Here is a 6,192-nt window from a genome sequence, read left to right as displayed (position 1 = left end):
GGCCGGGGCGCCGTCGCGCAGCCGGGGCCGGCCGGGGCGACCGACGGACCGTCGGCTCGACGCGGGCGCCGGCGACGGCCACCGGACGGAACGGCTCGGACGCCGGGGCAGGCGGCGGTGGCGAGCACACGAATCCGGCACCCCCGGGGATTTTGCCGCACCGGTGTGGTCACCGGGCCATGGCGTCGAGCAGCGCCTCGGGGTCCGGCTCCGGGGCGCCGTCCAGGCTCAGTTCCGCCCAGATCACCTTCCCGTGCGCCGCATAGCGCGTGCCCCACCGCTCCGCGAACTGCGATACCAGGAACAGACCGCGGCCGCCCTCGTCGGTGGTCGCCGCGCGCCGCAGATGCGGCGAGGTGCTGCTGCCGTCCGACACCTCGCAGATCAGACAGTGGCCCAGCAGGATCCTCACCCGGACGGGCGGAGCGCCGTACCGGACGGCGTTGGTCAGGAGCTCGCTGAGGACCAGCTCCACGGCGAACACGGACTCCCCCAGCCCCCAGTCGTGCAGCAGGCCGCCCACCTCCGCGCGCACCCGGGAGACCGCCGCCACGTCGAACGGCACGTCCCGGACCCCGACCCGGGACGGGTCGAGCAGCCGCGTCCGGGCGACGAGCAGCGCCACGTCGTCGCTCGGATGCTCCGGCAGCATCGCCTCCACCAGGTCCCGGCAGGTCTCCTCCGGGCTCCGGTCCGCGTGCGCGACGGCCGCGCCGAGCAACGCCAGTCCCTCGTCGACGTCCCGTCCGCGGTTCTCCACCAGCCCGTCGGTGAACAACACCAGCCGGCTGCCCGCCGGCAGGGTCAGCTCACCGGTCTCGAACGGCATCCCGCCCACCCCCAGCGGTGGCGACAGGGGCAGGTCGGGGAAGGTCACGCGCCCGGCGGGATCCACCACGGCCGGTACGAGGTGCCCCGCGCGGGAGACGGCGCAGTGCCCGCCCACCGGGTCGTAGACGGCGTACAGGCAGGTGGCCCCGGTCACGGGGGACACCTCGCCGTCGGCGCTCGCCGTCTGCGTGTCCAGCCGCGTCACCATCTCGTCCAGATGGCCGAGCAACTCGTCCGGAGGAAGGTCCAGGGAGGAGAAGTTCAGCACCGCCGTCCGCAGCCGGCCCATCGTGACCGCCGCGTGCAGCCCGTGCCCGACCACGTCGCCGACCACCAGCGCCACCCGGAAGCCGGGCAGGGGGATGACGTCGAACCAGTCGCCGCCCACGCCGGACCGCGCCGGCAGATACCGCCACGCCAGCTCCAGCGCGTCCTGCTCCGGCAGGTCCCGGGGGAGCAGACTGCGCTGCAGCGTCACGGCCATCGCGTGCTCGCGGGAGTACCGGCGCGCGTTGTCGATCGCGACGGCCGCCCGGGCCACCAGTTCCTCGGCGACCGCGACGTCCTCCTCCTCGAACCGCCCCGAGCCGGACCCCCGCCAGAAGTTGACCATGCCGAGGATCACCCCCCGCGCCCTGAGCGGCACCGTGATCAGCGAGTGGATGCCGTGGTCCAGCACCCGGCCCGCCCCGTCCGGGTCCTGGGCCCGCCAGTCCTGCGCGGCGTGCAGGTCCGGCACCCGCACCGCCTTCCCGCGCCGCAGTGCCGCCACCATCGGAGTGTCGGCCACCACGAACCGGATCAGCTCCCCCACCGGCTGCAGCGGGGTGCGCGTTCCGGTCCCGTGCAGGGCGGTGCGGCGCATCCGGTTCACCGCTCCGGTGGGTTCCTCGCCGTGCAGCACGGACTCCAGCAGCTCCACGGTGACGACGTCCGCCACCCGCGGGACCGCCACCTCGGCGAGCTCCTGAGCGGTACGCCGCACGTCGAGCGTCGTACCGATCCGCACCCCGGCCTCGTACAGCAGCGTCAGCCGTCCCCGTGCCACCTCGGCCCGGCCGGACAGGGCCCGCAGCTCCGTGGTGTCCCGGAAGCTGGCCACCAGGCCCGGCGCGCTGCCGTACGGCGCGGCGCGCCGGGTGTTGACCGCCAGCAGCCGGTCCCCGGCCGGGAACACCGCGTCGGAGGCGACCTCCCCGGACTCCAGCAGCCGCGTCATGTCCGGTGCCAGCCCCAGCTCCGTGACGTGCCGCAGCTCGGCGTCCTCGGGGAGGTCCAGCAGCCGGCGGGCCTCGTCGTTGGCGAGCAGCACCCGGCCGTCGGCGTCGATGATCAGCACGCCCTCGCGCACCGCGTGCAGCACCGCGTCGTGGTGCTCGTACATGCGGCTCATCTCGGCCGGGCCCAGACCGCGGGTCTGGCGGCGCAGCCGCCGGCTGACGAGGAAGGTGCCCGCGGTCGCCGGCACCACGGCCAGTGCGGCGGCGACCAGGACCATCGGGATCTGCTGGTCCAGCATGCGGCCCAGGCTCCGGACCTCGATGCCCGCGGTGACGGCGCCGATCACGTGCCGGCCCGCGCCGATGACGGGAACCACCGCGCGCACGGAGTCGGCCGGACGGCCGTGGAAGGTCTCGGTGAACGTCCTGCCCGCCATCGCCCGGCCGATCTCCTGGGCCGGCGTGCCGATCAGCCCCGCTTCCGGATCGGTCACGCGGATTCCCTGACTGTTCAGCACGGAGATGAAGTCGACGCCGGAGTTCAGCTGTGCCTTCTCCGCCGGGATCCGCAGGAGGGCCGCCGGATCGGGCGACTCCAGGGCGAGCGCCGTACCGGGCGCCTGGGCGAACGCCTCGGCGACGGCCAGTGACCGCTGCTTGGCGCCGGCCTCGCCGTCGTACCGCCGTTGCAGCACCACGGCCGTGGCCCCCGCCGCGACGAGCACCAGGACGACGATCAGCTGCAGCAGGAAGACCTGTGCGGCGACCGTGCCCAGCCTCCGGGCCGGCGAGAGTCCCCACCCCGGGGATCGCCGCGTCCCCCGGGTCCGCGGACGGCGGCGGGCCGACCCGGCCCGCCGCCGGTCATCGACCGGCGGTTCCGCGCCTCTCGGGGACCGGCGGGGACGTCCGACCATGCTCTCAGTTCTAACACCGTGCTTCCTGCCGGGCGACCGGTATGCCCGATGGATCCCCTCGGGTGTGTGGGTGTGGCTCAGGGGGCCACGGAGGCGTGCGGCGGCAGCCGTGAGGCCTGGCCGGGCAGGGGCTGTTCCGTCCAGATCGTCTTGCCGGAACCCGTGTACCGGGTGCCCCAGCGCTGGGCGAGCTGGGCGACCAGGAACAGACCCCGCCCTCCCTCGTCCGTGCTGCGCGCGCGCCTGAGGTGCGGGGAGGTGCTGCCGCCGTCGGAGACCTCGCAGATCAGGGCGCGTTCGTGGATGAGGCGCAGGCTGATCGGGCCGCAGGCGTGCCGGATGGCGTTGGTGACCAGTTCGCTGACGATCAGCTCCGTGGTGAAGGCCGCCTCCTCAAGACCCCACAGGGACAGCCGGCGGCTGGCGGCGTCGCGCACCACGTGTACGGCCGACGGGTCGACGGGCACGTTCCAGGACGCCACGCAGTCGGAGCTGAGGACGTGTGTCCGGGCGACGAGGAAGGCGACGTCGTCGCGCGGCCGGTCCGGCAGCAGGGTGCGGACCATGGTGTCGCAGAGCTCCTCCAGGGGCCGGTCGGGGTGGGCCAGGGTGAAGCACAGCCGTTCCATGCCGACGTCGACGTCCCGGTCCGAGGCCTCGATCAGCCCGTCGGTGTAGAGCGCGATGACGCCGCCCTCCTCCACCGGGATCTCGGCCGACTCGAACGGCAGGCCGCCGAGCCCCAGGGGCGGACCGGCGGGGAGGTCGGGAAACTCCACGGGCTCGGTCAGATGGCCGATCGCGGGGCTGGGGTGTCCGGCCCGGGCCACGGCCATGGTGCCGGCGATGGGGTCGTAGACGGCGTACACACAGGTCGCGCCGACCGCGGCCGGTCCCTCCGTGGCCGCTTCCGCCTCGTCCGACAGGCGCAGGACCAGGTCGTCGACGTGCGCCAGCAGCTCGTCCGGGGGCAGGTCCAGGTCGGCCAGGGTCTGTACGGCGGCCCGCAGCCGTCCCATGGAGGCCGCCGCGTGCAGGCCGTGGCCGAACACGTCGCCCACCACCAGCGCGACCCGGGCACCGGAGAGCGGGATGACGTCGAACCAGTCCCCGCCCACCCCCGAGTCGGCGTCGGCCGGCAGATAGCGGTAGGCCACATCGACGGCACTGTGCCGGGGCAGGGCGGACGGCAGCAGGCTGGTCTGGAGGGTGAGCGCCGCCTGATGCTCCCGGGTGAAGCGCCGGGCGTTGTCGACGCACACGGCGGCCCGCGCCACCACGTCCTCGACCAGCAGCTGGTCGTCCTCGGTGAACTCGTCGGGGTTCTTCCAGCGCAGCAGGGTCACCACGCCCATCGTGATGCCGCGGGCCCGCAGCGGCACGACCAGGTGCGTGTGCACACCGAACCGGTTGATCCTCGTCCACCGCAGGGGGTCGTCGGCGAGCCAGGGTGTCGACGGGCCGATGGCCTGGCGGTTGGCCTTTCCGGTGGCCAGGCAGAGCTGCTGCGGAGAACCGCTGGGGTAGTGGATGGCCTCGCCGACCTCGGCGATCACCTGGGGGCGGTCCTTCTGGACCGACAGGTGGCCCGCGCGCCGCAGCACGGCCGGACCGCGTGCGGAGGCGGCGGGCGGGCCCTGTTCCGTCTGCACGACGTCCAGGAGATCGACGGCCACGAAGTCGGCGACCCGCGGGACGACGATCTCCGCCAGCTCCTGGACCGTCCGGCGAAGGTCCAGGGTGGTCCCGATGTGCTCACTGGCCGCGTTCAGCAGCACCAGCCGTTCGCGTGACGGATCCTGGGCGGTGACGTCCAGGGCGGCGTAGCAGATGCCCAGCGTACGGCCCGTGCCGTCGCGCAACGGGAAGAACGAGCGCAGCCGGGTCCGCGCGGGTCCGCGCGGACCGGGCGTGCCGCGCCGGGGCGGCGTGTGCTCGACGGTGACCCGGGACTGCCCGGAGAGCAGCGTCTGCCGGGCGTGCCGGGTCACGACCGCCGACGTTCCCGCCACGGCGCCCGAGGCCGCGCCGTTGCCGCCCGCGGCGTCCACCGGATGCCCCTCCACGCCGGCCAGGGCGCGGTTCACCCAGCGGTACCGCAGCTGGGTGTCCAGCGCCGCGACCCCGATGGAGGACTGTTCGAGCAGGCCCTGCACGACCGCCTCGTACCACTCGTGCCGGTGCCGGTCGGCGGCGTCGCAGGCGAGGACGAGCCAGTCGCGCGCGCCGCCCGCGGCGAGCAGCGGACACACGCGGAGGGCGAGCCGGACGGTGTGGCCCGCACGGTGGCGGACAGTGATCACCGCGTCCCCGGCACGGTCGGTGCGGCGCAGCCGGGAGACCAAGGCGGTCGGGTCGCGGCCGGACCACAGCAGCCGGGCCGGACGTCGTACGACGTCACCGGCCGGGTATCCGAGCAGGTCCTGGGCTCCCCGGCTCCAGTAGGCGATCAGCCCCTCGGCGTCGATGATCGCCACCGCCGAGGTCTTGATGTCGAACGGATCGCCCGGATGCGTACCGCTCGCCGTGCCGCTGACGCCCATGCCTTCATCCTCATCCACGGGCAGGACCCCCACGGGCACATCCTGCCATCGGTGGCGGTCTCCCGCCGCTCGGGGACGACAGGGCCCGGGGAGAACGGCTACGCCGTTGCCGCCAGCGCCTCCAGCGACTCGTCGGTGAGCCGGTACACCGTCCACTCGTCCTGCGGGCGGGCGCCCAGCGCCTCGTAGAAGCCGATCGACGGCTCGTTCCAGTTCAGGACCGACCACTCCAGGCGTTCGTAGCCGCGGGCGACGCACAGGCGGGCCAGCTCCGTCAGCAGTGCCCGGCCGTGTCCGCCGCCGCGGGCCTCCGGACGGACGTAGAGGTCCTCCAGGTGGATGCCGTGCACCCCGCGCCAGGTGGAGAAGTTGAGGAACCACAGTGCGAAGCCCACCACTTCGCCGTCCTCGTCCTGAGCCATGTGCGCGAACGCCGCCGGGCGCTCACCGAACAGCGCCTCGGCCAGCTGCTCGGGCGTCGCCCGGACCTCGTCGAGGGCTTTCTCGTACTCGGCGAGCTCAAGGATCAGGGTGTGGATGACGGGGACATCGGCAGGGGTCGCGGGGCGAATCATGCGCGCAGTCTCACATGCCGCGTTCCGGGCGGAACCAGCCGGGGCCCGAACGCGGGGGCGGAACCGGCGAGGGGGCGGCGACGGGTCGCCGGGGGCGACCCGTCGC

The 6,192-nt window shown here is 74.1% G+C and carries 3 protein-coding genes; all 3 read right to left on the bottom strand.

Going from position 1 to position 6,192, the window contains the following annotated elements:
- Positions 1-169 precede the first annotated feature (169 nt).
- On the bottom strand, positions 170-2,968 hold the full coding sequence (locus tag DEP02_RS25935; RefSeq protein WP_198668591.1) for a SpoIIE family protein phosphatase: 2,799 nt from the start codon (positions 2,966-2,968) through the stop codon (positions 170-172).
- 77 nt (positions 2,969-3,045) lie between these two features.
- Complete coding sequence (locus tag DEP02_RS25930; protein ID WP_198668590.1) at positions 3,046-5,511, bottom strand: SpoIIE family protein phosphatase; 2,466 nt, start codon at positions 5,509-5,511, stop codon at positions 3,046-3,048.
- A gap of 98 nt (positions 5,512-5,609) precedes the next feature.
- A complete protein-coding gene (locus tag DEP02_RS25925) occupies positions 5,610-6,086 on the bottom strand; it encodes a GNAT family N-acetyltransferase (protein WP_112470108.1) in 477 nt (158 codons plus the stop codon).
- Positions 6,087-6,192 lie beyond the last annotated feature (106 nt).

Origin of the sequence: Streptomyces triticisoli (assembly GCF_003270085.1) — a bacterium.
Classification (GTDB): domain Bacteria; phylum Actinomycetota; class Actinomycetes; order Streptomycetales; family Streptomycetaceae; genus Streptomyces; species Streptomyces triticisoli.
Note: the sequence above shows the minus strand (reverse complement) of the source record. Positions and strands in the feature narration are given on the sequence as shown.

Bases quoted from the DNA above. Each gene is read 5' to 3' on its own strand.
- DEP02_RS25935 (WP_198668591.1), bottom strand. From the start codon at position 2,968: ATGGTCGGACGTCCCCGCCGGTCCCCGAGAGGCGCGGAACCGCCGGTC.
- DEP02_RS25930 (WP_198668590.1), bottom strand. From the start codon at position 5,511: ATGGGCGTCAGCGGCACGGCGAGCGGTACGCATCCGGGCGATCCGTTC.
- DEP02_RS25925 (WP_112470108.1), bottom strand. From the start codon at position 6,086: ATGATTCGCCCCGCGACCCCTGCCGATGTCCCCGTCATCCACACCCTG.